At 53.7% G+C, this 1,286-nt stretch carries 2 protein-coding genes; both read left to right on the top strand.

The features are described from left to right. Window positions 1–503 (top strand): transposase DNA-binding-containing protein (locus tag ACP7BV_RS27020; protein ID WP_426107980.1); only part of this gene is annotated, 503 nt, incomplete at its 5' end. A gap of 3 nt (window positions 504–506) precedes the next feature. Next, window positions 507–1,226, top strand: coding sequence for an IS4 family transposase (locus tag ACP7BV_RS27015; RefSeq protein ID WP_426107981.1), 720 nt, complete (start codon window positions 507–509; stop codon window positions 1,224–1,226). The last annotated feature ends 60 nt before the right edge of the window (window positions 1,227–1,286 follow it).

Below are 1,286 nucleotides of genomic sequence, written 5' to 3'. Positions count from 1 at the left end.
TTGTGTTTCTTGATAACTCCCATTTTATCAATCACTTACGGCATTCTTGCCCTTTTTTATGCAAAATTCAGGCTAGGCTAGTCTTGCTGGCGCGTCAATTGGCCAAGAGTCCGCACTGTTCATTTCCGCAGTCTTTGCCGCCTGCTAAGCTCAAGGCTGCCTATCGGTTTTTTGATAACGATGAAGTCGACACAGACGGCATTCTCACAAACCACATTGGACAGACGCTGGGGCGCATGCGCGCCGTGCCGGTGATTCTGGCAATTCAGGACACGACCGAATACAACCTGTCGCATCTGCCAGCAACTGAGGGTCTGGGGTACTGCAGCGACATACGCATCAGAGGATTCATGATGCACAGCATGCTCGCGCTGACTCCAGAAGGCTTGCCTCTTGGTGTCCTGGGGATGAAGACGTGGGTGCGTCCCCACTCGGAAATAGGCAAGAAGGCCATCCGCAAAAGTTTGCCGATTAAGGAGAAGGAAAGCTTCAAGTGGATATAAGGTATCAATCACCTGACGACACTTAAATCACACTGTCCTGAAACAAAAATCGTGGGCGTTTGTGATCGCGAGGCCGATCTGTATGACCTCTTCGTCGAACAACGTGCTAAAGGCGTGGAGTGGTTGGTACGTGCAGCATGGAATCGCCGCGTGAGCCACCCTGAGAGCTATTTATGGCAGGCAATGCAGGCTGTCGCCCCCCCGGGGCACAACGTCGTTACGTCTACCCGGCCGCGGAGCGGTAGCCGAACGTACGGCGCAGATGGAGATCCGCTGCGTCCCAATTCGCATCCGCAAACCGAGCCATTCCAAGATCGAGGGCTCTGCCGAGGTAGTGGTGTACGCAGTTTGGCCATTGAGAAGGAACCACCACCGGGGCATGATCCCGTCGAATGGATGCTGCTGACGTCCGTCGAAACCAACACCATGGAAGAGGCCCTCGAGCGCCTCTCTTGGTACGCCAGGCGCTGGACAATCGAAACATGGCATCGGATGCTTAAAAGCGGCTGCCAAATTGAGGCACGGCAGTTTGGTGACGTGGAACGCTTCAGGCGGGCAACTGCCCTGTTTGCTGTCATTGCGTGGCGAATTCTTTATGCCACGTTGCTGGGACGGCTCGACGCCGATGTTTCCTGCGAAGTGCTGCTACAGCGTTTCGAGTGGCAAGCTTTGTATTGCCGGACACATGGCGTGAGCAGTGTGCCACCAATCCACCCAAGTTAGCAGTTGGCGTGCATTTCAGTAAATTATTATCAATTTTTTCACAATAACACTTGACATCAC

Origin of the sequence: Massilia sp. TSP1-1-2 (genome assembly GCF_049896185.1) — a bacterium.
Lineage (GTDB): Bacteria > Pseudomonadota > Gammaproteobacteria > Burkholderiales > Burkholderiaceae_D > Telluria_A.
The sequence above is the reverse complement of the archived record's forward strand: the minus strand, read 5'-3'. Positions and strand labels throughout refer to the sequence as shown.